Source organism: Allopseudospirillum japonicum, from assembly GCF_900108915.1.
In the GTDB taxonomy this organism is placed as follows: domain Bacteria; phylum Pseudomonadota; class Gammaproteobacteria; order Pseudomonadales; family Halomonadaceae; genus Pseudospirillum; species Pseudospirillum japonicum.
Genome location: NZ_FNYH01000003.1, coordinates 165,802 through 192,263 on the forward strand (window position 1 = coordinate 165,802; position 26,462 = coordinate 192,263).

A 26,462-nucleotide genomic window follows, 5' to 3' on the forward strand; every position below is an offset into this window, starting at 1 on the left:
TAAATCTAAAAGCTACGCCTAAGATCCAAACGCCTTGCTGTAGGCACCTGTGTTAAGATGCCTGCTAGTTTTTTCCATTTTTTGGGCCGCATTTTGCTTGAGGCAACTATACACAAGTTATGCATTTTCCACCTACACAAAGACCGCATCCCCAAAGGCTGACGCCACCTATTTGGCTGCCTCAGGATGCGGTGCCTGTACACCAACAACGCTTGGCCGCTTGGCCTAACTTGCCTTGGGCTCCTTTGGCCACGAAAGGCGCTCTTCCTGCTTTATGGCGGCCTTGGTTAAGTGAACGTGGCTCGCTCACGCTGGCTTTGTCTAGATACCAAGGCACGCAAGTACAAGTGCAAGTGCTGCAAGAAGCTTATACGCGTGCCAGTGCGCACGAGGCGCATGTATTGCGTATCAGACAAGAGACACCCGTATGGGCACGGCATGTCCTGCTGCGTTTGCAGGGGCATGCTTGGGTCTTTGCACGCACGCTCGTCCCCAAACATGCACAAAATTTAATTCAACGTCTGCAACCTTTAGGAAATCAAGCCTTAGGTTCTTGGTTATTCCAACAAAAACACATCCGTCGCCAAGCCTTATGGGTCACCCAAGCGCCTCATCTGCGCCAACAATTGGGTATACATTGGGGACGGGGATCTTGTTTTCTATGGCAGCAACAAGGCATTTGGGTCAGCGAATTTTTTCTTGCACCCATGTATCAGGCTTTGATCCAGCAAGCGGCTTTGAGGAATCAAATATGAGTAATGCAAACGGGTATCTTCCACAACAAAGTTGGCCTTCTTTTTCCGCACTGATCCGTCTAATGCGTTTAGATCGCCCGATTGGCACCTGGCTCTTAATGTGGCCCACGTTATGGGCTCTTTGGTTGGCAGCTCAGGGGATGCCGCAAGTCTCTGTACTGATCATTTTTACTTTAGGGGTGATTTTGATGCGTGCTGCTGGCTGTGTCATCAATGATTATGCAGATCGCCACTTTGACGGGCACGTCAAACGCACCGCGCAACGGCCTTTGGCTCAGGGGGAAGTCAGCGAACAACAAGCCTTAGGCTTATTTGCTGTTTTATGTGTCAGTGCTTTTGGCTTAGTACTTTTTACCAACAGCTTAACCATAGAACTTTCCGTTGGTGGTGTCGCTTTAGCAGCGATTTATCCCTTTATGAAGCGTTACACCCATTGGCCACAAATGGTTTTAGGGGCGGCTTTTTCGTGGGCTATTCCCATGGCTTTTGCTGCCCAAAGTGAGCAAGTCCCCTTGTTGGCTTGGTGTTTATTTTTAGCCAATCTGCTCTGGACTGTTGCCTATGATACCGCGTATGCCATGGTCGATAGAGATGATGATTTAAAAATCGGGATTAAATCCACTGCCGTACTCTTCGGGCGTTATGATGTTAGCATCATTGTGGGTCTACAAATCAGCACCTTAACCATTTTATACCTGATTGGGCATATGGCGGCATTAGGTTGGGCTTATCATCTTGGTTTAGTGGGTGCAGCTGGCTTATTTATTTATCAGTTTACGCTGATTCGTACCCGAGAAAGAGACGCTTGTTTTCGCGCTTTTTTAAATAATCATTATGTCGGTATGCTGATTTTTATTGGTTTACTACTTGATTTGGGAGTTTAACCATGGCTCAAGGAAGATTCCAACAGGACTTTGCCGTCGATTTACCCCTTATCCAAGCTCCTATGGCAGGGGTACAAGATGCAGCGTTAGCCCTCGCGGTCAACCAAGCAGGAGGCTTAGGCTCGCTACCCTGTGCTATGTTGGATCTTGAGACCTTGGTAAGCGAGCTCACCCATCTTAAGGCCCATACCTGTCGGCCGGTTAATTTAAACTTTTTTTGCCATCAAGTCCCTGCGTACGATCCACACCAACAAACACAATGGCGTCAACGATTACAGCCTTACTTTGATGAATTGGGTATCACGTCCAATACCTTGCCTACAGGGGCAAGCCGTATTCCTTTTGATCATCAAGTGGCCAATGCGATCGAACCCTTTCAACCTGCAATCATCAGTTTTCACTTCGGCTTACCTGAACCTAGCTTATTGCAACGGGTAAAAACCTGGGGTACCAAAATCCTAGCTTCTGCCACCACGGTTGCAGAAGCACTTTGGTTAGAATCTCAAGGCGTGGATGCCATTATTGCGCAGGGATTAGAAGCCGGTGGGCACAGAGGCATGTTTCTTTCGACAGATCTCAACACCCAAATGGGACTCTTTGCCCTTTTGCCGCAAATTGTGGCACAAGTGCAAGTACCTGTAATTGCTGCAGGGGGTATTAGCGATGCGCAAGGTGTGCAAGCGGCACTGACTTTAGGAGCGGATGCGGTCCAGGTTGGCAGTGCTTATTTATTGTGTACAGAGGCGAAAACCTCTGCGCTACATAAGGCCGCGATTCAAAGTCCAAGGGCACACAAGACCGCTATTACTTGTATTTTTTCCGGTAAACCTGCGCGCGGTATTGTCAATCGTGCCATGCAGGAAATCGGTACCATGCCGAACCAAGTTCCCGCGTTTCCTTATGCGTCTATTGAAATGGGGGCTTTGCGCAGCCAAGCTGAGACCTTAGGCCTTGATGATTTCACGCCACTTTGGTGCGGACAAAATACTTCAGGTTGTGCGCCAATTTCTGCAACAGAACTCACTTTAAGGCTGGCAGGTTTAGCATAGCGTGAGTGCTCCCCGCTCGATCGGGCGAGGCCTGACACAGGTTTTGCTAATCCAAGCGTACCGCTTTAATCAAGCTGGCTTGTCTGCTAGCGCCTGCTGCTTCTAAGGCTTGCAAATATTTTTGCCAAAGTGCGCTTTGATTTTGCCCCAAATCAAGCAAATAATCCCAAGTGTACAAGCCAGTATCATGACCATCATCAAACACAATTTTTAACGCATAATGTCCTGTTGGCACTAAGGCACTAATTTCTACTTCATTTTTTCCATACTGTAATACCGGTTTGCCGTGACCACGCACTTCTGCAGAAGGCGAATGTACCCGTAAAAATTCTGCAGATAGCCGATAAGTTTGTCCATCAGCATAGGTCAGTTCTAATTCGCGTGTGCGTCTGTGGTAATGAATCCCTGTCGGGATAACCGCTTCTGTAGACATTAGGCTGCACCTCTTGCAGAAAAAGCAAAATTTTTTGACAAAAAAAGCAGGGAATCGCTCCCTGCTTATTGGTTTTCCGACTTTACTGCGGCGTGATTAACGCGATTGGCGTTTACGCTCGTTTTCATTCAGCAGTTTTTTACGCATCCGAATAAAGTTCGGCGTCACTTCCACTAACTCATCGTCGTCGATAAATTCTAACGCTTGCTCCAAAGTGAATTTCACCGGCGGCGTTAAAATAATATTTTCATCTGAACCGGAAGCGCGCATATTATCGAGTTTTTTGGCCTTCGTGGGGTTGACCACCAAATCATTAGCACGCGCATGGATCCCGACAATCATGCCTTCGTAGACTTCAATCCCAGGACTAATACATAAGCGGCCACGGTCTTGCAGGTTAAACAAGGCATACCCCAAGACTTTACCCGCACACATGGAGATTAACACCCCATTAATACGGTGTTCCACACTGCCATCACGGATAGGACCGTAATGATCAAAAATACTGGTTAAGATGCCCGTACCTGAGGTGAGGGTCATAAATTGGTTACGAAAACCAATCAAGCCACGTGAAGGAATGATGTAATCTAAACGAATGCGCCCTTTGCCATCCGGCAGCATATTGCGCAAGTCTCCTTTACGCTTACCCAGCTCTTCCATAATAGAGCCTTGGTGCTGTTCTTCGATATCAACGATCAGCTCCTCGTAAGGTTCCATTTTCTCGCCATCAATTTCTTTGATGATCACTTCAGGACGAGAAACGCCAAGCTCGTATCCTTCACGACGCATGGTTTCAATCAAGACCGATAAGTGCAGTTCACCACGACCAGAAACACGGAATTTATCTGGGCTCTCGGTTTCTTCCACACGCAAGGCTACGTTGTGAATGAGCTCACGTTCTAAACGTTCTTTGATATTACGGCTAGTAATATACTTGCCGTCTTTGCCTGCAAAAGGTGAATCATTGACTTGGAAGGTCATAGTCACCGTCGGCTCATCTACGGTCAACGCAGGCAAGGCTTCTGGCTGGCTTGGATCACACAAGGTATCTGAGATATTGAGTGGATCAACCCCAGTGATACAAATAATATCACCTGCAGTCGCCAATAAGGCATCTTGGCGTTGCAGACCGAGATAAGTCATGACTTGACCGATTTTACCTTTGCGCTCACGCCCTTGGCTATCGACCACAATAATTTGTTGGTTCGTTTTGACTGTACCTCGGGTCACACGTCCAACGCCGATAACCCCAACATAACTGGAGTAATCCAAAGCAGAAATCTGCATTTGGAACGGGCCTTCCGCATCGACTTGCGGTGGAGGTACCAGCTTCACAATCGCTTCAAATAACGGCGTCATATCTTCCGCCATATTTTCAGGATCATTCCCTGCTAAACCATTGAGAGCAGAAGCATAAATCACAGGAAAATCAAGCTGCTCTTCTGTCGCACCTAGATTATCAAACAGATCAAAGACTTGATCCATAACCCAATCAGGGCGAGCGCCTGGGCGATCAATTTTATTAATGACAACAATCGGTTTAAGACCACGCGCAAAGGCTTTTTGGGTCACAAAACGCGTTTGTGGCATAGGGCCATCAACGGCATCAACCAACAAAAGTACAGAATCAACCATAGAAAGCACACGTTCGACTTCGCCACCGAAGTCCGCGTGTCCTGGTGTATCAACGATATTAATGTGGTATTCGTTCCAGTTGATCGCAGTATTTTTCGCCAAAATCGTAATACCGCGTTCGCGTTCTTGGTCGTTGGAATCCATGATGCGCTCAGCATCCGCTTCTTTACGATCTAGAGTACCGGATTGCTTCAACAATTTATCAACCAAGGTGGTTTTACCGTGGTCAACGTGCGCGATGATCGCAATATTACGTAAATTATTGATTTCAGAAGACATAAAAGGTGCTTTACCTGTTTTGATATAGAGGTTTGTACATCAAAATTTGTACGCACCTCAACATGTATTCCCAGCGGAATGGCTAGGAATGAAAAATAAAAGGTGAAAGATTGTACATGGTTTCATCTTGCAGAGATATGAATTTCTTGACAGAAACTTTTCAATTTCTGTCTTCTGCTTGTTCTTATGCTGTCACGACTCAAGGTTAGGCTTGGTAAACATCACAAAAAAGATGTTACTTTTTTTCACATATATAGATATGCTAAGTATTCCCTTGTCTTACCCTTGAGTGCGATCTACCCGCTAAACCCGACGTCAACGTCAAGGAGCTTTTCAGCATGCAATGGATCCTCAATAGCGCCATCGCAACCCGCATTTGGGGCCTGGTGTTACTTTTTGCACTTGGTTTATTAGCAAATGCTTTAGTCGCTTTATACACCTCTAAACACAGTATTACCGAAGGTTATCAACAAGCTGCTTCCAGCATGGTCGAAAGTGCTTGGTCTATTCCGCAGCATTTCTACCAGCAAGTACAAGCAGGCAAACTGAGCGAACAAACAGCTAAAGATTTGGCTTTGGCTGTGATTACGGCACTGCGTTTTGATGGCAATAATTATGTTTTTGTCCACAGCCATGATGGTCATGCGATTTCTATTGCTGGGGCACCTCATTTAAACGGCAAAGATATTAATAACTTACAAGACCCCCAAGGCATTTACATTGTGCGAGAGATTCGCAATAACGCCATGCAAGGCGGCGGTTTTACTCGTTATTTGTGGCCACGCCCTGACAATAAAGAAGTGTTGATGGTCAAAAGCACCTATTCACGCTTTTTCGAACCTTGGCAATGGGTGATAGGTTCAGGCATCAATACCCAAGCGTTAGAAACCAGTATCGCCGCCGCACGCAATCAAATGTTAGTGGCCGTTGGTGCTTGTTTGATCTTGGTGATGATTGCAGCTGTCGGGTTAATTCGTAGTATTTTGCGTCCTTTAGAAGCCACGGTACAGGCCATGCGTGAGCTTGCGCAAGGTGATGGGGATCTCACACGGCGTTTGCCTGAACCACGTCCCAAAGAGTTAAAAGCGCTCACGCATTATTTTAATCTCTTTGCCCATCATATTCATGAAATGGTGCAGTCGATTAGCCAAGCTGGGCAGTCTTTATCCAGTGCGGCACAACAATTAACTTCCAGCGTCAACACCACACACGAAGCTCTGGATCAGCAACATACTGGCGTTTCTCACCTGATGACCAGTGTGCAAGCAGTCGAAACTAATTCGCAGCACATGGCTAGCGCCATTACCCAAATGACTCAAGCGGTGCAAAGCTCCAACCAAGATGCCCAAGAAGGACACCAGCAAGTCAAACACAACCTAGAGGCTATGCAAAAAATTGCCGAAGATGTCCAGCAAATCAGCGGTAGCATTCGCAACCTTGCGCAAGAAGCGGCCAATATAGATACCGTCTTAGAAGTGATTCAAGGTGTAGCAGAGCAAACCAATTTACTCGCTTTAAATGCTGCCATTGAAGCCGCACGGGCGGGCGAACAGGGCCGTGGTTTTGCCGTTGTCGCTGATGAAGTGCGCACCCTGGCACAACGCACCCAAGAATCCACCACGCAAATTCAGCGCATTATTGAAAGTTTGCAAGTCGGTGCAGATCAGGCGGTGGCACATATCGAAACCGGTAGCCAAGAAGTCAATCAAGTCGCCCAACGCGCGCAACAAGCCGGCAACTTATTCGCGCATATTCAACACGCCTTCGCAGAGATGTTAACGGCTAACCGTGCGATTGAAAGTGCTAGCCACAACCAGAACCAAGCCGTATCTGCCTTGCATACTTCGACGCAGTCGATTCGTGATCTTTCAGATCAGGTAGCAGAAGATGCACGTCAATCGCAAGCGGTCGCCGCCAGCATTCAGGCTTTATCCTTACAAATGAATCAGTTGGTTGCACAGTTTAAGCTATAAGCCATCCAATAAGGCCTGCATCTGTGTTTGCAATACTTGTAGGCTACGTATTCTTTGCGCCAAGGCAGCTTGTGTGCTGGCTTGCGTACTGATTTGCTGCGCAAGTTGTAAATGTTTAAATGCTTGTTGCCAACGGCCATGTAATTGAAAGTATTCTGCACGCGCTTGATGCACGCCTAGGGTATCACCGGCTAAACCAGCCGCTTCTGCCGTTTGATACCAGATATGGGGATCTTGTGGACGTTGACGACTTAACGCTTGCCAAATGGGATAAGCCTTGGTGGGATCGGTTTGCATCAAAGTACGCCCATACCACCATAAAGCAGGATAATAATTGGGGGCTAAAGCCAGTAACTGACTTAAAATCTGTTCGGCTGCTGGGTAATTTTGTGCATGAAAATACGCCTCCGCTAAACTGGTTTGAAGGTTTAAATCCTCCGGATACTGCTTGAGTAAGGCCTGTAGCCCTTGTATAGCCGCTGTGGCTTGTGTTGGTAAAGCCGCCAGTGCTTGAATATAAGTTTGCAAGTGTGCTTTCTGTTCGGCCAAGTCAGGTGCTTCACTTTGTAAACGCGCACTTGCCACCTCAGCACCGCCTTCCAAAGCCACCAAAATACGTGCACGCATCAGTGCATAGGGTGATAAAGTCGGCAGCTGCCAGCCCGCCAAAAGCGCTGATTTTGGCCTGTTTTGTTGTTCGTTCTGAACTTGTGCTGCATGATTTTGCGTATCTGCAATCCGAGATTCGCTTAAAGGGTGAGTGCGCAAAAACTCGAACCCTTGCTCACCTTGTAAATGCATATGTTGTTGCAAGCGTGTAAACATTTTAGGCATGGCTTCAGGATCAAACCCAGCCGCTGCCAAGGTTTCCAACCCAATACGATCCGCTTCTTGTTCGTGCAAACGGCTATAACTTAAACTTTGCTGAATCCCTGCAGCTTGTCCACTACTCATAGCGGCAATCCCAGCTTGAGGTTCTCCTGCTGCACTCAGGGCAATCCCTGCTAATACGCTGGCAATTTGTAAACCTTGGTTGGCTTGCGCTTGTTGCAGACGACGTACAAAATGTTCTTGGCTTAAGTGGCCAAGCTCGTGCGCAAGCACGGAGGCAAATTCTGCTTCTGTCGGTGCAAAGGTGAACAAGCCACTATGAATGCCGATAATTTGCCCAGGTACAGCAAAAGCGTTTAACTGCCGATGTGCCACCACTAAAAGTTGCAATTGTGTGGCTGTCATAGGAGTGTAACTACTTAAACGTTTTAGCAGGGTTTCGCTATAGTCTTGCACCAAAGGATCATAATGCACTTGCGCTTGCTGGCGGAATTGTCTTAACCAAGCCTGACCGAGTAGTCTTTGTTGCTCTGCTGAATACAAAGGGGGCGACCCTAAAGCCGGTAAATCTGCCTGTGCTTTCGCAGTGGCTAGCGGCCCCAAGCCGACAACCAAGATTGCCAGTACCCAGCCTAAGCAAAGATAACACCTTGTAAACATCAGCTGACCCCTTGAGATATTCTCAGCCTTAGTAGGCTAATAGAACCTAGATTGACTACCATGGATACTCGCCCTATGCAAAGTACGCCTGCTCAAGCCGCTTTTACGCCGGCTTTTTCTGTAGATCACACCTTGGATGCACGTGGACTTGTTTGCCCGCTCCCCTTGCTCAAAACCAAACACTGTCTTTTACAACTGGAAGTGGGGCAAGTGTTGTATGTCCTTGCAGAAGACACAGGCGCTTGGACAGATATTCCCGCATTTGTTCGTCATAGTCAGCAACATACTCTGCTCGATGCACAACACACAGCAACCGGTTACCACTTTTGGATCCGCAAAGGCGAATCCTTGTTCTCGAGGTCAGTATGATGGCCGTACGTGTCTTATTAAAGCGTTGGAGCGAGCGTTACTTTTCTGACGAAGAAGCCGTCATCTTATTTTTCGTGCTCTTGCTTGGCTTTGCCGGAATTATCTTGTTAGGCAAGATGCTAGCGCCTTTCCTTGCCAGTGTAGTGATCGCCTTTTTGCTCAATGGCCTAGTCCACGCCTTGGAACGCTGGCATATCCCGAGGATGCTGGCGGTTTCTGTCGCTTCTTGTTTATTTATCGGTGTGTTATTTGCCGCTTTATTTATTTTACTGCCGCTCATCTGGAACCAGTTACTGGGATTATCGCGCGAGTTACCTGGGATGATTCAGGTTGGCCAAACTTGGCTAGCAAGCCTACAAGATACCTATCCGACGTTAATTTCAGAAAGCCATGTCAATGCTTGGGTAGCCCAAGCAGGGCAAGAATTAGGGCAGATTGGCCAAAAGCTCATTTCAGCATCCTTGTCCAGCATTCCCAGTATGATGGCTTTAATTGTGTATTTGGTGCTTGTCCCGATTTTGGTCTTTTTCTTGCTCAAAGATCAGGGATTATTAATCCATTGGTGCGCCTCTTGGTTACCTAATAAGCGGCGGATGCTTGGCCAAGTCTGGGCCGAAATGGATAAACAGATTGCCAATTATATCCGTGGTAAAGCGATTGAAATTGTGATTGTCGGTGCAGCGACTTATGTCGGTTTAGTCGCTTTCGGCATGCAGTATGCGGCTTTACTGGCATTACTGGTTGGCTTATCTGTGTTGATTCCGTATATAGGCGCTGCTGTGGTCACAGTTCCAGTTGCTTTGATTGCAATTTTCCAATTTGGTTGGAGCGATACTTTCATTTACATCATGATCACGTACGGCATTATCCAAGCACTTGATGGTAATGTCTTAGTCCCTTTGCTCTTTTCTGAAGCCGTGAACTTGCATCCTGTCGCGATTATTTTGGCCGTACTTTTCTTTGGCGGTTTATGGGGCTTTTGGGGCGTCTTTTTTGCGATTCCTTTAGCGACCTTATGTAAAGCTGTGCTCAATGCTTGGCCAAGTGATTTTAGCAAGGAGTGAAAGTCCCTCCCCCTGCTAAGAGGTTAGGAGGGGGCTTGCCTGATAAGCAACTTCCCCCTTCCCCAACCTTCCCTTTTACAGGGGAGGGAGAATGTCCTGTTTCAAACACCTTTGCTCGCGTAAATCAGCCAGCAAAGCATGCGCAGGGGACTCCTTCACAATCTCTGCTTGTTGACGGCTTGCTGCATAATGCGTGTTAAAAATATGGAAATAGGCCCCCAACACTTGTGCGCCTGTTGGCTCCTGCGCCATTTTTAACAATTCGATGGCCACTTCAACCGTACATAATTGGTACTTTTGACTGGCCTTACGCAGTTGATATTGGCTGGTAAAATCACCTCGTAAAGGTAGGATAGGTAAGTGTGCAAGATAAGGACTTTTGCGAAAAATCCGTCGTGCCTGCCGCCAAGTCCCCTCAAGTAGGATAAAAACCGGCGTTGCCTGAGGGCGAGCTTGCTGCACTTGTGTATAAGTACTGACACGCTGCGCATAATCGGGCTGATCATCGGGAAAAATCACCATAGGCGCATAGCAAGGTGAAGCTAAAGCCGCTAATAACTCAGGATCGACTTGGGTACGTGACCATAAAAACACCCGGGTATTGGGTAAACAATCCGCAATTAAACGTCCGGTATTGCTAGGCTTATAAGCTTCTTCTGGATGCATTAATAGCCAAAACTCAACCTGAGTCGGTACTTGTACTCGATAAGCACAAATGCAAGCAGGTAAAGCAAGTTGACATTCAGGGCAACGACGCACATTCGCCCCACGCGCTTTAAAAGGGCGGCGTGCCACTGAATGGTGATGTATTGGGTCCATGGGTAAATCTGGGTTGGTTTTATCAGTATACAAAAGACGTTATCTCATCCAGAGCCTATCGGCGGTTTATTCTTTCAAGATCCATTGACAGGAGCATGCAGGTGTCTTGGTCCAAATTTGAATATCAGCTGCAAACTTGGCTAGAACGCGGTTTAGATCAAAGGTTGCGTTTAGCCGTAACGGGTTTAAGTCGCGCGGGTAAAACTGCCTTTATTAGTGCGTTGGTTTATCAGTTGCGTCATCTTAACGCCCAACAGCAACTTCCTCTATTACAGGTTGCTCGTGAAGGGCGTCTTTTAGGCTGCAAGCGCACTCATCAACCGGATTTAAGTATTCCACGCTTTCCTTATGATCAGGCCTTAGCTGCCTTCTACAGCCAACCGCCCTATTGGCCACAGCCCACCAATGGTATCAGTGAAATCTGTCTTAATTTACGTTATCGCCCACAAACCTCACTCAAGCGCTACCTAGGTGAAGTCGCAAGTTTACAACTTGAAATTGTTGATTATCCAGGGGAATGGCTACTTGATTTACCCTTGCTCGAACAAGACTTTATCACCTGGTCCCAGACCAGCATAGACTATTTACAACACCATCCACAAAGGCGTGCGCTGGCCCAAACTTGGTGGCAAGGGGTCGAAGCCTTGGATGTACTGGCACCTGCTGATGAACACAAAATTGCCCAACTAGCTGCCTTATACACAGAGAACTTGCATCAAAGCAAGGCCGCCGGTTTTGCTTGGATTCAACCTGGGCGCTTTATTATGCCTGCTGATCATGCAGGCGCACCTATTTTAGAGTTTTTCCCCTTACCTCAATTGGACAAATATAGTGCGGAGCAAATCCACCAGGCAGCACCAGATAGTTTGTTCGCTTTACTGCAACAACGCTTTGAGTACTATAAAAACCATCTAGTACGCCCTTTTTATAAAGAGCATTTTTCTCGCTTTGATCGGCAAATTGTTTTAATTGATCTGCTACAGGCTTTAAACGCGGGACACGAAAAAGTCCTCGACACGCAAATGACCTTAACCCAACTACTGCAGAGCTTTCGTTATGGGCAAAGGGATTTTTTACGACGCTTGTTTGCCCCTCGGATTGATCGCCTTTTATTTGCGATTACCAAAAGTGATCATGTCACCCGAGATCAAGATCCTGCATTATGCCAACTATTGCAAAACCTCTTGCAAGATCCCCTACAAGACCTACGTACAGATGCAGTACAGCTACAAATTCAACCCCTTGCCTCCGTCCGTGCTACCCAAGAGCTCATCCTTGAATTAAGCGATGGTCAAAAAACACCTGCCTTAAAAGGGCATAATTTGCAGGGTGAAGTCCTCACTTTTTACCCTGGAGAAGTCCCCAAAAGCCTACCTTCGCCCGATTTTTGGCAAACCCAAGGCTTTGAGTTTGTACATTTTGCGCCGCCAAGCTTACATCAAGAACAAGCCCTTGCGCATTTGCGCATGGATGAGGCCTTAGAATTTTTACTCGGTGATAAATTAGCTTAATCCTTACAAGTCAAACAGCAACAAAAAGCACAGGTAAGTCGAGCCTGTGCAGACAGGCTTCCCCAGCTTGTATACACTAGCAGGCTGCACTTGATCTAAGCCTTTCACGGCCTAGATGCGCCCAATATTGAGACTAGCCAAGAGAAGACATAAGGCCCATGAGTACACGCACACCCACTTTATTAATGATTTTAGATGGTTACGGTCACCGCGAAGATCCCACAGATAATGCGATTTATCATGCGAACACGCCTGTGATGGATCGTTTATGGCGCGAGATGCCGCATACACTGATTCATACTTCTGGGATGCAGGTCGGTTTACCTGAAGGCCAAATGGGTAATTCCGAAGTAGGCCATATGAATTTGGGTGCAGGGCGCATTGTGTACCAAGATTTTACCCGCATCACAAAAGCCATCGAAACAGGTGATTTTGCTCAAAATCCTGCTTTAGTCGCAGCGGTTGATGCTGCTGTGGCTCAAGATAAAGCCGTGCATATTATGGGGTTAGTTTCCCCAGGCGGTGTGCATAGCCACCAAGATCATATTCACGCCATGATTGAGCTGGCGGCGCAACGTGGCGCACGTTATGTCTATTTACATGCTTTTTTAGATGGCCGCGATACCCCTCCAAGAAGCGCGCAAGCGTCTCTGGTTGCCTTAGATAAAACATTAAAAGACTTGGGCATTGGCCATATTGCCAGCTTGATTGGGCGTTATTACGCCATGGATAGGGATGCCCGTTGGGACCGTGTGCAAGCAGCTTACCAATTGCTGACCCAAGCCCAAGCCCAATATCATGCAGTCGATGCGGTGACTGGCTTAGCAATGGCGTATGCGCGTGGCGAAAATGATGAATTTGTCCAAGCGACCAGCATACATGCACCAGAAGCTGCGCCTGTACATTTGCAAGATGGCGATAGCCTGATCTTTATGAATTTCCGTGCTGACCGTGCACGCGAAATCAGCCGCGCCTTCGTCGATCAAGATTTTGCACACTTTGCCCGTCCACAACATCCGCAACTCGCCCATTTTGTGATGCTCACTGAGTATGCCGCCAATATTCACGCGCCTTGCGCCTTCCCACCGGAAGCTTTAACCAATACGCTTGGTGAATATCTGGCCAGCTTAGATAAAACTCAATTGCGTATTGCAGAAACTGAAAAATACGCTCATGTGACTTTCTTTTTCTCTGGTGGACGTGAGCTAGAATATCCAGGCGAAACCCGTGCTTTGATTCCTTCTCCACAAGTTGCTACCTATGATTTGCAGCCCGAGATGAGCGCACCCGAACTGACTCGCCAACTGGTTGAAGCGATTCATTCCGGCCAATATGATTTAATCGTTTGTAATTACGCCAATGGCGATATGGTGGGGCACACCGGCGTATATCAAGCTGCAGTACAAGCGGTCGAGGCTTTAGATGCGTGTATTGGTCAAGTAGTAGAAGCGATAGAGCAAGTCGGTGGTCAATGCCTCATCACGGCAGATCACGGCAATGCAGAACAAATGCTCGATCCAAACACAGGGCAAGCTCATACCGCGCACACCACTTGTCCTGTGCCTTTAATTTATATTCCAAATCACCCCAAGCACCCAAGCCTCAAACCAGGGCGTTTGTGTGATATTGCCCCCACCTTATTGACCTTAATGGACTTACCCGTTCCTGATGAAATGACAGGTGAGTCTTTATTAATCCAAGACACCCTAAGCGCTCTTTAGGCTCATCGAGGGAGGCTAATGCCTCCCTTATCATGTCATGCAGACTTGCCTTATACGCTGAGAATGTAAGCGGGATTGAATATCGTGGTTAATGTACATGCCATCATACTGAGATATCTTGCCTTGTTTGGACTTGGGTTCAGCCTGATGTTCGGTGTGGATGTTAATGCGGCTGTTGATCAGGTGTCCCCAGAGCAATTAAAAGCCTTGCAGCAAGAAATCAACAGCTTACAAGGCTGGCTGAAAACGGCCGAAGGCCAGCGTTCTGAGCATCAGGAAATCTTAGCTGAGGCAGAGCGTGACATTGGGATTTTGCTCAAACAGATTCAAGATCACCAAGATCAGCAAAACCAACTCAATGGCCAACTCGATGAACTTCAAAGTCGTCAAACCCTGCTACAACGCCAGCGCGATCAGCAAGCCTTGCTTTTAAGGCGACAAATTCGCGCTGCCTATGCCATGGGCCGACAAGAATATTTGAAAGTCTTGTTAAATCAAGAGGCACCCGACCAGCTCGCGCGCGTGCTACGTTATTATGATTACTTAAACCGAGAACGTGCGACCCGTATTGAAAGCTATCTAGCTAGTGCACGCGAACTGCGCCAAGTCGAAAGCGAGATTATTGAAAAAAGCCAACACCTCAATGCAGTGACGCAAAGTTTACGTGATCAAAGCGCACAGCTTGCACAGGAACAAGAAAAACGCCAACAAGCGTTGGCTGCTTTGGAACAAAATATTCAAAATAAAGGCAGCGAACTCGATAAATTACTCAGTGATCAAGTCCGTTTAGAAAAATTACTTGCTGCCGTTGAGCAAGCAGCACAAAAGATTCAGCCTCAGCCAGATAATCGCCCCTTTCGCAAAATGCGTGGTCAACTCCCTTGGCCACTCGATACAGATCAAGGGGTGAAAGTGCTGCAAGCCTTTGGTAGTGAACAATATAATGGCAAATTACGTTCACGTGGACTTTTATTAGAGGCTAATTTAGGTCAAGCCGTTCGTGCCGTGCATAGCGGACGTGTGGTTTTCTCCGATTGGTTACGCGGTTTTGGCCTAATGGTGATTCTTGATCATGGGACAGGTTATATGAGTTTATATGGCCACAACCAAACCTTGTTAAGAGATACAGGTGCTTGGGTTCACGCCGGCGAGGTGATTGCCACCGCAGGCCATACCGGTGGACAAAAACGCACTGCATTATACTTTGAAATTCGTTATAAAGGCCGTCCAACCGATCCCGTCTCTTGGGTGGCTAAGCGTTAAATGACTCTCGGTAAATTGATGCATGTAACCAACCCCATATGGGCAAAATATCAATTTTATCAGCCATAAAAATTCACAGGATTCTAGGATGCTCTCACTTAAATCTTATCCTCGCCGAGGTGCGCTCGCTGGTTTTAGTTTACTTTTGACCCTCACCGCACCCTGGTTATCTGCGCAACCTCCCGCCCCTGAGCCGCAAATCCTGTATGTTCAAGACCCTTTGCCTTTAGATGAACTGCGTAATTTTGCAGAAATCTATGAGCGTATCAAACAAGCTTATGTCCAGCCAATTGATGATAACACCCTATTAGAATATGCCATCAAAGGGATGCTTGCCGGATTAGATCCACACTCGGCTTACCTCAGCGCCCAAGATTATGACAACTTACAAGAGAGCACCGAAGGGGAGTTTGGTGGTTTAGGGATTGAAGTAGGTGTACATGAAGATGGCATTTTAGTCATTAGCCCAATTGATGACACGCCCGCATCACGCGCTGGCTTAAAACCCCAAGATGTGATTATCAGGATCAACCAAACCCCTACTCGAGGTTTGTCTCTCAGCCAAGGGGTTGATCTCATGCGTGGTGCCCCTGGAACTCAAATAGAGCTTGGGATTCGCCGTGGTAGTCAAACCTTTGATGTGTCTTTAACACGTGCTGTAATCGCGGTCACCAGCGTCAAAACTCGCCTTTTAGAACCCCATTACGGCTATATTCGTATTTCTCAGTTTCAAACCCGCACAGGCAAAGATGTACAAGAAGCTTTAGCTGATCTTTTCGCACGCAACCAAGGGGATTTACGCGGCCTCATTTTGGATTTGCGCAATAACCCAGGCGGGATCTTACAATCTGCGGTGGCAGTTGCTGATGCTTTCTTAACAGAGGGCTTGATTGTGTATACGGAAGGTCGTTTACCGGACGCAGAATTAAGGTTCTCTGCAGATGCCCAAGATCCTAGCCAAGGGGTGCCTTTAATTGTGCTCATTAATGCAGGTAGCGCATCGGCTTCTGAGATTGTCGCTGGTGCCTTACAAGACCATAAACGCGCGGTTTTAATGGGTAGCGCAAGTTTTGGTAAAGGCTCAGTGCAAAGTGTTCTACCTTTAAAAGGTGAGCGGGCATTAAAACTAACAACGGCTTTATATTTCACACCTTCGGGGCGTTCGATTCAAGCTCAAGGCATCATGCCCGATATAAAGGTGCAAAATGTGCGTGTGACCCCAGTTGAGCAACCCAATGCTGAAATCCGCGAAGCAAACTTAGCTGGCCACTTAAATAATGCACAAGAAGACAATACAAAGGCAGCAGGCCAAAACTCATCCACCCAGACTAGCCCTGTGACCTCAGGACTAAGCGCTGAGGATTATCTTTTAGGTGAAGCGCTTAATCTTTTGAAAGGCTGGCAGATTTTGAGGGCTCAACATAATGACGACAACTAATTCACAGCAGGCATCTCAACGGCCGCCTTGGGCACAGTTCAAACGCACACTGACACTTGTCGCTTCAAGTTTTGTACTGGGTAGCTTGAGTTTTTCTAGCCATGCCGCGTCCATTACCTTGATTATTGATGATATCGGTCATCAAATGAAAGCCGGTATGCGCGCGGTTAATCTGCCAGGCGAGGTCACCCTTTCTGTTTTGCCTAATCGCCCTCATAGCCAAACATTAGCAAAAGCAGCGCATCAAGCTGGCAAAGCCATTATGCTGCATTTGCCAATGGAAAATTTGCACGAACGGGAATTAGGAGCCTGTGGTATCACCACGCAGATGCCCAGCGCAGAACAAAAAGAAATCGTGCAACGCTGCTTAAAAGAAGTCCCTCATATTATTGGCGTCAACAACCATATGGGGAGTTTGCTGACCCAAAGTATGCAATCTATGGATGCTGTCCTTGAAGTCATCAAGGGAGAGCGCCTTTTCTTTGTCGATAGCCGCACGACACCTAGAACTGTTGCCGGTGAACGCGCCCAATTGATGCAAGTCCCTTATTTACAAAGAGATGTGTTCTTAGATCATGATCCTGATCCTAAAGCGATTGCTGCTGCTTTCCGTGAGTTGATTGCCCAAGCCAAACGCAAAGGTCATGCGGTTGCTATTGGCCATCCTTATCCACAAACACTGGCTCTTTTAGAACGTGAGCTCCCTAAGTTGAAAGACTATGGTGTCAGCTTAGTCAATGCACCACGTCTGATTCTTGCATTAAACCGTGGTTACCCAGAAGGCCATTTTGGCTTACAGGCCAGTCAGTATGCCAGCTTGACCTCGAATGTGGATCAAGTCAGTCTCTCACCCGTGCAAAACAATAAGCGCTTGCCCAGTTTACAAACCACCAGCACTGAGGTCAGCACCAGTTATCAAGCAGAAGAAACAAAACCAGCAACCAATAAAACAGCATCGGCGGCGGTTAATCCTTCACCTCCGCCACCCACAGAAACCAAATCAGTTGCCCAAGCCTCCCCCAAGATTCCAAGTGTCCCCACAGGCAGCAGTTATAGCCCCTTATCCGGTGAGCATTATAAGATTGCCAACCCAGCACCTTATCGCTATCAAGCGCCTGTAGTACAAGCGATAGAAGCACCTAAACCCGCGCCGCAAGCACAAAACCTTTCAGGCGGGCAAACCCAGTTAAGTTTTAACCGTGCAACGCCTGTAAATAATGCACCCACAATGCAGCCTGTGGATAACTCTTGGTTGAATGACCGCAAGCCCGCGATTCAGGAAAGAAGCGCTCCCAAAGTGCTCACCCCTGTGGAAAAAGTTTTTTAGTGCGTAAGGAATTAAGCAAAATACATGTGTAAAAGGCGTTTGACTCTGTATAAAGAACAGCTTCTTACCGGCTTGGTACTGGCTTGTTGGAGGCTGTTAGCACGTATTCCCCTAGGTTATTTAGCGCATGCTGCTTGGCTCAGTGGTCGCTTGTTATGGTGGGCACATGGCCGTGAGCGTATTGTGACTGAGACCAATTTACGCCTTTGTTATCCCGAGTTATCCACAACACAACAAACACACATGGCACGCGCTAGCTTGGTGGCAAGTAGTGCAACTTTTCTGGAATTAGGATTTGCTTGGCAAGCCCCTTTGTCACTCTGTTTAGCCAGTATTCAAAGGGTTGAAGGCTTAGAAAACTTGCAACAAGCCCAAACTGCTGGCCAAGGCGTGATTATTCTCGCGCCTCATATAGGGAACTGGGAGATTCTTAATCTTTGGCTCTCACAGCAAGGCGTTTTTACCGCTATGTATGCGCCGCCTAAGTTGACCAGCTTAGATAAGCACACCCGTGCTGGCCGTGAGCGCGGTGGTGCCCAGCTTGTGCCTACAGATGTTAAAGGCGTTGCAGCCTTATTGAAGGCCCTCAAACGCGGGGAAATGATCGGTATTTTACCAGATCAAGAACCTGACTGGTCTGGTGGTGTATTTGCGCCTTTCTTCCAGCAACCCGCGTTTACCGGCACCCTACTTGCAAAACTCGTGGCCCGTACCCAAGCCCGAGTCGTCACTGGGATGGCAGAACGCTTACCGCATGGACAAGGCTTTGTAGTTAAGTTTTTCCCCGCAGATGATAGAGTCTATGCACAGGATGAAACGACAGCCTGTACAGGGATTAATGCTTGCGTAGAAACCGCGATTGCCCAAGCTCCCTTGCAATACCAATGGGAATACAAACGCTTTCGTAAACGCCCAACACAGCAACCCTCCTTGTACCCACCAACCTAATGGCCACACCCTGCGCTGTTAAAAAGCACACTATACTTGCTGATATCCTTGTGTACCAACAAGGGTAGATTGATTTCACTCAGCTCAGGAGTGTTTGCTATGTTAGAGGCGTTGTTAGAAACACGTTTTGCCCCCTGCCCTTATTGCGGCCATGAACAAGAATGGGCTTTTGATACCAGTGCTGGTGCCCAAGTCTTCCATGAAGAGTGCGACCTTTGTTATGCCTTGGTTGAAGTGCATTTTTACGTCGATATGCAAGGGAGCTTGGCTCACTTTGAGCTAAAACGCGAGATGGATTAGCTCAAACTGTTTTCATAGACCGCGAGCTCATCACTCGCGGTTGCTCAAGCTTTCTTGATTGGTATAGGCTTGTAAAATTTCTGTCATCAGTTGATGAGCAAGTTCTTTTTTACTTTGTATATCAAATGCCTGCTGACGGTCTTTGGTGATTAACGTCACTGCATTGTGATCACTATGAAAACCAATTTCTGGATTAGACACATCATTGGCAATCATCATATCTAAGCCTTTACGTTGTAACTTTGCCAAAGCATAAGCCTGCACCTTTTGAGTTTCTGCAGCAAAACCAACGACTAAAGCAGGGCGTTGTTGATGCTGGGCGATAGTGGCCACAATATCTGGATTTTCCACCAAATTTAAGGTTAACCCTTGCTGAGATTGATCTTTTTTCAACTTATGCACAGCCACTTCTGCCAAGCGATAATCCGCAACTGCCGCCGCTGCAATAAAAATATCCGTTTGCGCCACCTCGGATAAACAAGCCGCTAGCATTTGTTCAGCGCTTTCTACGTCCACCCGAGTCACACCCGAAGGACAAGCCAATTGTGTGGGGCCACTGACTAAAGTGACCTGACACCCAAGCGCTTGCGCCGCCGCCGCCAGTGCATAACCCATTTTGCCCGAGCTGTGATTACTAATATAACGTACAGGATCGATTGGCTCTCGTGTTGGCCCTGCGGTAATCACGACTTTTGGCCCTTGTGCTTGTTGCACCCCAACCGCTGCTTGCAAGGCCGCTACTATCTGCTCAGGTTCCAACATTCGCCCCATACCTAAATCACCACAAGCCTGTTCGCCACTGGCTGGGCCTAAAATATGTACTTGATGAGTGCGTAAAATTTGCAGATTGGCCTGTGTTGCTGGGTGAGCCCACATGGCTTGATTCATAGCAGGCGCAATAAACACAGGGGCTTGACTGGCTAAATACAAGGTACTCACTAAATCATCTGCATGTCCATGAGCTAAGCGTGCCATTAAATCGGCTGTCGCTGGGGCGATCACAATTTTGTGCGCCCAACGTGCTAACTCAATATGCCCCATACCCGCTTCTGCATCTGCATCTAATAAGCTGGTATGTACTGGGGATTGACTCAAAGCTTGTAGGGTTAAGGGTGTGATAAAGGCTTGGGCGGCCTGCGTCATGGCCACACGCACTTGCGCACCGGCTTGGGTCAGCAAACGGACTAAATGTGCACTTTTATAGGCCGCAATACCACCACTAATGCACACTAAAATACGCTGATCTTTGAGGGAAGTCATAAGCGAAAATCCTTATTTTCTGCTAATTAATGAGGTTGGGATTATCAATGCAAGGAGCAAATCAGATGGCAAGTATTCGTGAATGGCCTGAAGGAGAACGTCCACGTGAAAAATTATTACACATGGGTCCTCAAGCACTTTCTGATGCAGAACTATTAGCTATTTTCTTACGCACAGGCACACAAGGCAAATCAGCGGTTGATCTAGCGCGTGAGCTTATCAAGGAATTTGGTGGTTTACGCACCTTGCTGACCGCAAATCAACAAAGCTTTTGTGCTTGCCACGGATTAGGACAAGCCAAATTTGCAACTTTACAAGCGGTGCTAGAAATGAGCCGCCGTCATATGGAAGCGGTACTCACTCGTGGCGAGGCTCTGACCAGTTCGAAACAGGTCCGCCAATTGTTAAAACTCAAATTACGCGATTATCCGCATGAAGTCTTTGCTGTCATATTTTTGGATAAGCAACATCAAGTGCTTGCCATTGAGGAGCTTTTTAAAGGCACTTTAGATGCAGCCAGTATTTATCCACGCGAAGTCCTCAAACGTGTGTTACACCATAATGCCGCAGCAGTCATTTTTGCGCATAACCATCCTTCAGGTTCAACGCGTCCCAGTCAGGCAGATCAACAAATCACCCAAAGTTTACGCACCTTATTACAGATGATTGATGTGCAAGTGCTCGATCACTTTATTATTGGTGAAGGCGATCCTTACTCATTTGCAGAAGCTGGCTTGATTTAAATCATCCTTGGCTTGCGGTTCCGGCTAGAGCAGGTATAATGTGCCTTCCTCAATACTCTGTGCCGGATCAGCTAGGATTTGTGCCCCGTTTATCCACTGCATCTTGAATGTATACATTCGAGATTGTTTTGGCGTTTGCTTGCATGTGCATGACGCTTCTGATATAAAGTTCGGCCTTTAATCAGGGGTAACGGCGGTCGCCTTCCTTCCATGCCGGTTGTCCCACGGAATTTTCTTGAAGCCAACACTGAGCGGTTGGAGGCCAACAAATGTCACAAGTTTGTCAAGTTACCGGCAAGCGTCCTATCACCGGTAATAACGTATCACACTCAAATCGTAAAACGCGTCGTCGTTTTCTGCCTAACCTGCATACGCATCGTTTTTGGGTAGAGTCTGAAAAGCGCTTCGTTAAATTGCGCGTTTCCTCTAAAGGCATGCGCATTATCGATAAAGTAGGTATCGACCAAGTCTTGGTTGATTTGCGCAAGCGCGGCGAAAGCTTTTAATTAAAGGAGCGATAAGATGCGTGATAAAATCAAGCTAGTTTCTAGCGCAGGTACTGGTCACTTCTACACCACGACCAAAAACAAGCGTACCACGCCTGATAAACTAGAATTCAAAAAGTATGATCCTGTAGTGCGCAAGCATGTGCTCTACAAAGAAGCAAAAATCAAGTAGTCTGATTCGCCCTTTTCTTTTCGCTGGCGCATTAGCACATCAAAACCCGGATTCGTCCGGGTTTTTTATTGCCTTCAATTTACCCTGAGGATGCCTCAATGCCTGAATTACCTGAAGTGGAAACCACACGCACAGGTCTTGCGCCTTATTGCCATCAGGGCATTATCAGCCATTTGCAGGTTCGTCAGCCCAGATTAAGATGGCCTGTCCCCGAAAACCTTGAAGCGCAAGTGCAAGGTGGGCATCTTGCTCCTTTACTACGCCGTGCTAAATACTTACTCCTACCGGTAACCGCACGCGGTTACTTAATTTGGCACCTTGGTATGTCGGGGAAATTTCGTGTCCTTACCCCAGAGACAACAGATCAAGCATGGCGTAAACACGAGCATATTGAGCTGGGTTTAACCTCTGGAGTACGCATCCGTTATGAGGACCCACGACGTTTTGGTGCCTTACTCTGGCATCCAGACTTGCAAGCTGGGCAAGCACAAGCACCCTGGCCACAACATCCATTGCTTACGGCTTTAGGTCCAGAACCTTTATCCACAAATTGGCATGCAGAAGATTTTTATCATCAATGCCGCAAAAGTCGTAAAGCGATTAAAGTGCTTCTGATGGAGCCTAAGTGCGTGGTCGGTGTGGGGAATATTTATGCCACTGAAGCCTTATTCGCGGCCAAGATACATCCACAATGCCCTGCCAATCGCCTCAGTTTCTCTGAATGCGCTCTATTGGTCACTCATGTCAAAAAGATTTTGACCCAAGCTATTGCACAGGGTGGCACCAGCCTAAAAGATTTTGCCTCTGTCCAAGGGGATTTAGGTTATTTTGCCCAATCCTTGCAAGTGTATGGACGCACAGGGCAAGCTTGTTATCTTTGTGAAACGCCTATTCAGAGCGTGCAACTGGCACAGCGTACCTCTGCTTTTTGTCCCCAGTGCCAACCTTTATCCGCAAAAGAAGCCTAAAGTAAGAGCCTACCGCCTATGTCCATGCCAACCTTTGTCCACCTGAATCTCCATAGCGAATATTCTCTTGTCGATGGTTTAATTCGCATTAAAGCCCTCAGCAAGCGCTTGCAAGAATTACAAATGCCTGCAGTTGCCATCACAGATGTGAATAACTTTTTCGGTTTAGTGAAATTCTATAAAAATTTACAAGGCGCTGGATTAAAACCCCTGATTGGTGTGGATATGTATTTAAAACATCCACAAGCATCTGAGGCAGGCTGGCGTTTAACCCTGTTAGCAATGGATAACCAAGGCTATCGTAACCTGACCGAGCTGATCTCCCAAGCTTGGCTAGAAGGCCAGCATCAAGGGCGTGCTTATATCGAGGAAGCTTGGTTGCTGGCAAAAAACCAAGGCATTTTAGTGCTTTCCGGCGCACTAGAAGGAGAAATTGGCCATTGGTTATTGCACCACCCTCCTACAGCCCAGCAGCGCTGTTTACATTGGATGCAACATTTTCCGCAACGTTTTTATTTAGAGATTCAGCGCACCGGCCACCCACAAGATGAAGCCTGTGTGCAAGCCAGTGTTGCCCTTGCCTACCAAGTGCAATGTCCTCTTGTGGCCACCAATGGTGTGCGTTTTTTAAATCCGCAAGACTATTGGGCACATGAAACACGTGTTTGTATTGGTGAAGGGGAAAGTTTAGAAGATCCTAAACGCATCAGCCGTTATCGTGAGCAGCAATACCTAAAAAGTGCCGAGGAAATGCAGGCCCTATTTGCCGATATCCCAGAAGCCCTTACCAATAGTGTAGAAATTGCTAAACGATGCAATGTGACCTTGCGCCTTGGTGAATATTTTTTACCTGAATACCCAGTCCCCCAAGGGATGAGTATGGATGATTTTTTCCGCCAAGTGGCCCATCAAGGTTTACAAGTCCGTTTGCAACAAAACTTTGATCCGCAAAGTGCTGATTTTAGCGCTAAAGCACAAGAATATCGTCAACGCCTAGATTTTGAGCTAGATACCATTTTGCAAATGGGATTTCCCGGCTATTTTTTGATCGTGATGGACTTTATTAAGTGGGCCAAAAATAATGGCGTGCCAGTTGGCCCTGGGCGGGGCTCTGGTGCGGGTTCTTTGGTTGCCTATGCTTTGGATATCACGGACTTAGATCCGATTGCTTATGATTTACTGTTTGAGCGCTTTTTAAATCCTGAACGGGTTTCCATGCCGGATTTTGATATTGATTTTTGTATGGAAGGCCGAGACCGTGTCATTGAGTATGTCGCGGAACGTTATGGACGTTTTGCCGTTTCACAAATCGTCACCTTTGGCACCATGGCCGCAAAAGCAGTTGTGCGTGATGTTGCCAGAGCCCAAGGCAAGCCTTATATGCTGGGGGATAAGTTATCCAAAATGATCCCCTTTGAAGTCGGCATGACACTCAGCAAAGCCTACGACCAAGAAGAGACGCTGCGTACCCACCTTGAGCAAGACGAGGAGGCACGCGAGGTTTGGGAAATGGCACTCAAACTAGAAGGCATCACCCGAGGCACAGGCAAGCACGCAGGCGGCGTGGTCATTGCTCCAACCAAACTCACCGATTTTGCCCCTTTATTATGTGAGGAAGATGGCTCAGGTTTAGTCGTGCAATTTGATAAGGGCGACGTAGAAGAAGCGGGGTTAGTGAAATTTGACTTTCTGGGCCTACGCACCCTGACTATTATTGATTGGGCTGTCAAAGATATTAACCGCTTACGTGCCTCTCAAGGAGAAGCGCCTCTCGATATTAATCATATTGATCTTAAAGATGAAAAAACCTTTGCCATGCTGCAGAAGGCAGAAACCACAGCGGTTTTCCAGCTCGAATCGCGCGGCATGAAAGAACTGATCAAACGCCTGCGTCCTGATTGCCTTGAGGATCTGATTGCTTTAGTGGCTTTATTTCGCCCTGGGCCTTTGCAATCTGGCATGGTGGATGATTTTATCAACCGCAAACATGGACGCGCAGAACTAGCTTGGCCACACCCTGATTATCAATTAGATAGCCTACAACCTGTCCTAGAACCGACTTACGGGATTATTTTGTATCAAGAACAAGTGATGCAAATTGCCCAAGTCATGGCCGGTTATACCCTAGGTGGTGCTGATTTGTTACGGCGCGCTATGGGTAAGAAAAAACCGGAAGAGATGGCCAAACAAAGGGAAGTTTTCTTAGAAGGCAGTAAAAATAACGGTATTGACGAACATCTAGCGGCGAACATCTTTGATCTAGTAGAAAAATTCGCAGGTTATGGTTTTAACAAATCTCACTCTGCTGCCTATGCACTGGTCTCTTATCAAACGGCTTGGTTGAAAGCCCATTACCCTGCCTCTTTTATGGCCGCTGTGTTATCCACAGAAATGCATAATATTGATAAGGTGGTCATGCTGATCGAAGAATGCCGTTGTATGGGGTTAATCTTATGTCCTCCAGATGTGAATTCCAGCCAATATAAATTCACTGTGAATGCTCACCAAGAAATTGTCTATGGTCTTGGCGCGATTAAGGGGGTTGGTGAAGGCCCTATTGGTGCGATTGTCGAGGCACGCAATGCCCAAGGGAGGTTTCAGGATTTATTCGATTTCTGTCATCGCGTCGATACAAGGACACTCAACAAGCGGACTTTGGAAGCTTTGGTGCGTTCAGGTGCCTTTGACAAACTAGGTGCCCCACGTAGCCAATTATTTGCCGCATTAGAGGATGCTTTGCAAAGTGCTGAGCAAGCAAAGGCGAACCAGAATGCCGGTATTGTCGATTTATTCGCAGATGCTTTAACCCCAAGTAGCACAGATACCACAACAACTTATCAGGCTTATCAACAAGTACGTGAATGGACAGATAGAGAGCGTTTACAAGGCGAAAAAGACACTTTAGGGCTTTATTTAACAGGCCACCCTATTGATGCTTATTTGCAAGAACTCAGATTGAGTGTGCGTACCCGTATTGCAGATTTGCATCCCCAAAGAGAACCCCAAAGAGTTGCCGGCTTGGTTGTTGCACAACGTACTTTAAAAAATAAGCGCGGAGAGACTCTTGCGTTCGTCACTTTGGATGATCAAAGCGGTCGCATTGAAGTTGCCTTATTTGCTGAGCAGTATGAAGCGGTGCGCACTTATTTAAGTCATCATAAAGAGATGATCGCGATTGTAGAAGGCGAGGTGAGCCATGATGATTTTTCCAACACTTTACGTATGCGCGCCCGCGATTTTATTCCTTTAGCACAAGCTAGATGCCGTTATGCACAGGCCTTGATTTTGCGGTTTACGCAAGCACACAAGCTGTCCGACGTGCTGCCCAAAGTCATGGCGATTTTATCCACAGCTAAGATAGAGGATTCACAGGCCTTAGGTCTACCACTACATTGGCATTACCAAACACAGGATCCCCAACTCGCCTATCAAGTGAGTGTTGAGTCTCAGCCCAGCCCTTGGCGCATCTATCCAGATGAGACTTTGATTGAAACCTTGCAAGAACACCTAGGTAAACAAGGGGTTGATATCCGCTATCACTAAATAAGAGGCCC

23 protein-coding genes are annotated in these 26,462 nt (G+C 47.2%); 18 read left to right on the forward strand and 5 right to left on the reverse strand.

The annotated features are described in order from the left end of the window. Window positions 1–119: 119 nt before the first annotated feature. From BMX05_RS04630 to BMX05_RS04640, 3 genes are read left to right on the forward strand one after another with little or no spacing between them, the layout of a single operon-like run. Window positions 120–755: a chorismate--pyruvate lyase family protein gene (locus BMX05_RS04630; protein ID WP_093308800.1), complete on the forward strand. Its 636-nt coding sequence runs from the start codon at window positions 120–122 to the stop codon at window positions 753–755. Continuing rightward, window positions 752–1,639 (forward strand): 4-hydroxybenzoate octaprenyltransferase, encoded by an 888-nt coding sequence (gene ubiA / locus BMX05_RS04635; RefSeq protein WP_093308801.1) that lies wholly within the window; start codon window positions 752–754, stop codon window positions 1,637–1,639. Before BMX05_RS04630 ends, ubiA begins: the two co-directional genes overlap by 4 nt. A gap of 2 nt (window positions 1,640–1,641) precedes the next feature. Then, the gene (locus tag BMX05_RS04640; RefSeq protein ID WP_093308802.1) at window positions 1,642–2,688 is read left to right on the forward strand and encodes an NAD(P)H-dependent flavin oxidoreductase; all 1,047 of its coding nucleotides are present in this window, start codon (window positions 1,642–1,644) and stop codon (window positions 2,686–2,688) included. Between the two features lie 46 nt (window positions 2,689–2,734). On the opposite strand, the gene BMX05_RS04645 is transcribed toward BMX05_RS04640, so the two are convergent. Together BMX05_RS04645 and typA are read right to left on the reverse strand one after the other, a co-directional pair. Then, window positions 2,735–3,121 (reverse strand): gamma-butyrobetaine hydroxylase family protein, encoded by a 387-nt coding sequence (locus BMX05_RS04645; protein WP_093308803.1) that lies wholly within the window; start codon window positions 3,119–3,121, stop codon window positions 2,735–2,737. Window positions 3,122–3,217: 96 nt separating this feature from the next. Continuing rightward, window positions 3,218–5,035 carry a translational GTPase TypA gene (gene typA / locus BMX05_RS04650; RefSeq protein ID WP_093308804.1) on the reverse strand — a complete coding sequence of 606 codons (1,818 nt, stop codon included), beginning with the start codon at window positions 5,033–5,035 and terminating at the stop codon, window positions 3,218–3,220. 338 nt (window positions 5,036–5,373) lie between these two features. Here typA and BMX05_RS04655 point away from each other — a divergent pair, with 338 nt between their 5' ends. After that, entirely contained in the window at window positions 5,374–7,008 is a 1,635-nt protein-coding gene (locus BMX05_RS04655) for a methyl-accepting chemotaxis protein (RefSeq protein ID WP_093308805.1), read from the forward strand. Here the strand turns inward: BMX05_RS04655 and BMX05_RS04660 are convergent. Then, a complete protein-coding gene (locus BMX05_RS04660) occupies window positions 7,003–8,499 on the reverse strand; it encodes a M48 family metalloprotease (RefSeq protein ID WP_093308806.1) in 1,497 nt (498 codons plus the stop codon). The genes BMX05_RS04655 and BMX05_RS04660 overlap by 6 nt on opposite strands. 60 nt (window positions 8,500–8,559) lie before the next feature. On the opposite strand from BMX05_RS04660, the gene BMX05_RS04665 reads away from it, so the two are divergent. Both BMX05_RS04665 and BMX05_RS04670 read left to right on the forward strand, forming a co-directional pair. Then, the gene (locus BMX05_RS04665) at window positions 8,560–8,868 is read left to right on the forward strand and encodes a sulfurtransferase TusA family protein (protein WP_245710432.1); all 309 of its coding nucleotides are present in this window, start codon (window positions 8,560–8,562) and stop codon (window positions 8,866–8,868) included. Continuing rightward, window positions 8,868–9,932: an AI-2E family transporter gene (locus BMX05_RS04670; protein ID WP_093308808.1), complete on the forward strand. Its 1,065-nt coding sequence runs from the start codon at window positions 8,868–8,870 to the stop codon at window positions 9,930–9,932. The genes BMX05_RS04665 and BMX05_RS04670 overlap by 1 nt, the downstream gene beginning before the upstream one ends. A 75-nt stretch (window positions 9,933–10,007) precedes the next feature. On the opposite strand, the gene BMX05_RS04675 is transcribed toward BMX05_RS04670, so the two are convergent. Continuing rightward, window positions 10,008–10,784 carry a tRNA-uridine aminocarboxypropyltransferase gene (locus tag BMX05_RS04675; protein ID WP_093308809.1) on the reverse strand — a complete coding sequence of 259 codons (777 nt, stop codon included), beginning with the start codon at window positions 10,782–10,784 and terminating at the stop codon, window positions 10,008–10,010. Between the two features lie 68 nt (window positions 10,785–10,852). Here BMX05_RS04675 and BMX05_RS04680 point away from each other — a divergent pair, with 68 nt between their 5' ends. The 7 genes from BMX05_RS04680 (at window position 10,853) to BMX05_RS04710 (ending at window position 19,259) form a co-directional block, all read left to right on the forward strand. Further along, window positions 10,853–12,262: a YcjX family GTP-binding protein gene (locus tag BMX05_RS04680; RefSeq protein WP_395854979.1), complete on the forward strand. Its 1,410-nt coding sequence runs from the start codon at window positions 10,853–10,855 to the stop codon at window positions 12,260–12,262. A gap of 158 nt (window positions 12,263–12,420) precedes the next feature. Next, window positions 12,421–13,983 carry a 2,3-bisphosphoglycerate-independent phosphoglycerate mutase gene (gene gpmI, locus BMX05_RS04685; RefSeq protein ID WP_093308811.1) on the forward strand — a complete coding sequence of 521 codons (1,563 nt, stop codon included), beginning with the start codon at window positions 12,421–12,423 and terminating at the stop codon, window positions 13,981–13,983. Between the two features lie 84 nt (window positions 13,984–14,067). Then, a complete protein-coding gene (locus BMX05_RS04690; RefSeq protein ID WP_143051943.1) occupies window positions 14,068–15,246 on the forward strand; it encodes a murein hydrolase activator EnvC family protein in 1,179 nt (392 codons plus the stop codon). Window positions 15,247–15,334: 88 nt separating this feature from the next. Beyond that, on the forward strand, window positions 15,335–16,684 hold the full coding sequence (locus BMX05_RS04695; protein WP_093308813.1) for a S41 family peptidase: 1,350 nt from the start codon (window positions 15,335–15,337) through the stop codon (window positions 16,682–16,684). Continuing rightward, window positions 16,671–18,011: a divergent polysaccharide deacetylase family protein gene (locus BMX05_RS04700; protein ID WP_093308814.1), complete on the forward strand. Its 1,341-nt coding sequence runs from the start codon at window positions 16,671–16,673 to the stop codon at window positions 18,009–18,011. Before BMX05_RS04695 ends, BMX05_RS04700 begins: the two co-directional genes overlap by 14 nt. Window positions 18,012–18,035: 24 nt before the next feature. Further along, the gene (locus BMX05_RS04705; RefSeq protein ID WP_093308815.1) at window positions 18,036–18,959 is read left to right on the forward strand and encodes a lysophospholipid acyltransferase family protein; all 924 of its coding nucleotides are present in this window, start codon (window positions 18,036–18,038) and stop codon (window positions 18,957–18,959) included. A 99-nt stretch (window positions 18,960–19,058) separates the two neighbouring features. Beyond that, entirely contained in the window at window positions 19,059–19,259 is a 201-nt protein-coding gene (locus BMX05_RS04710) for a zinc ribbon domain-containing protein (RefSeq protein ID WP_093308816.1), read from the forward strand. Between the two features lie 30 nt (window positions 19,260–19,289). Here BMX05_RS04710 and coaBC read toward each other — a convergent pair whose 3' ends face one another. After that, a complete protein-coding gene (coaBC, locus tag BMX05_RS04715) occupies window positions 19,290–20,519 on the reverse strand; it encodes a bifunctional phosphopantothenoylcysteine decarboxylase/phosphopantothenate--cysteine ligase CoaBC (RefSeq protein WP_093308817.1) in 1,230 nt (409 codons plus the stop codon). 65 nt (window positions 20,520–20,584) lie between these two features. Here coaBC and radC point away from each other — a divergent pair, with 65 nt between their 5' ends. The 5 genes from radC to dnaE all read left to right on the forward strand — a co-directional run bounded on the left by radC (window position 20,585) and on the right by dnaE (window position 26,451). Further along, on the forward strand, window positions 20,585–21,262 hold the full coding sequence (gene radC / locus BMX05_RS04720; protein WP_093308818.1) for a RadC family protein: 678 nt from the start codon (window positions 20,585–20,587) through the stop codon (window positions 21,260–21,262). Between the two features lie 269 nt (window positions 21,263–21,531). Beyond that, entirely contained in the window at window positions 21,532–21,768 is a 237-nt protein-coding gene (rpmB, locus tag BMX05_RS04725; protein ID WP_093308819.1) for a 50S ribosomal protein L28, read from the forward strand. Between the two features lie 16 nt (window positions 21,769–21,784). Further along, window positions 21,785–21,940: a 50S ribosomal protein L33 gene (gene rpmG / locus BMX05_RS04730; protein ID WP_093308820.1), complete on the forward strand. Its 156-nt coding sequence runs from the start codon at window positions 21,785–21,787 to the stop codon at window positions 21,938–21,940. 98 nt (window positions 21,941–22,038) lie between these two features. Further along, complete coding sequence (gene mutM / locus BMX05_RS04735; RefSeq protein ID WP_093308821.1) at window positions 22,039–22,908, forward strand: bifunctional DNA-formamidopyrimidine glycosylase/DNA-(apurinic or apyrimidinic site) lyase; 870 nt, start codon at window positions 22,039–22,041, stop codon at window positions 22,906–22,908. A gap of 18 nt (window positions 22,909–22,926) precedes the next feature. Further along, window positions 22,927–26,451: a DNA polymerase III subunit alpha gene (dnaE, locus tag BMX05_RS04740; RefSeq protein ID WP_093308822.1), complete on the forward strand. Its 3,525-nt coding sequence runs from the start codon at window positions 22,927–22,929 to the stop codon at window positions 26,449–26,451. The last annotated feature ends 11 nt before the right edge of the window (window positions 26,452–26,462 follow it).